Source organism: Blautia glucerasea (genome assembly GCF_013304385.1).
GTDB lineage: Bacteria > Bacillota > Clostridia > Lachnospirales > Lachnospiraceae > Blautia_A > Blautia_A ammoniilytica.
Genome location: NZ_JAAITU010000168.1, coordinates 1 through 335, shown reverse-complemented (window position 1 = coordinate 335; position 335 = coordinate 1). Strand labels below are relative to the sequence as shown.

General features: G+C 43.6%; 1 pseudogene. It reads left to right on the top strand.

Features of this window, described 5'->3' with window-relative positions:
• Positions 1–335, top strand: a pseudogene (locus G5B11_RS18900) (hypothetical protein); the annotation flags it as partial.

Genomic DNA, 335 nt, shown 5'->3' with positions numbered 1-335 from the left:
TGTGGAAAATATTTTCTGGCAAAGAGCCAGCGGTATGAGCTGTGCAGCGATAAGTGCCGAAAAGCACAGGCGCTTCAGAACAAACGGGAATTTGACGAGAGGGCAAGAGAAAATAACTATGACCTGCTTTATAAAAATGAATGCCAGAACTGGCGCAACAAAATAAACCGGGTAAAAAATACCGCAGGCTTTCCTGCTGACCGTCTGGAAAAAATACAGGTTGCCTTTTCCGACTTTAAGAAAGAAGCCTTGCAGAGAAAAAAGGCTGTAAAAACAGGAACAGCCAGCCCGAAAGAATTTACGGACTGGCTGTATCAGCAGAGTAATGTAATTGT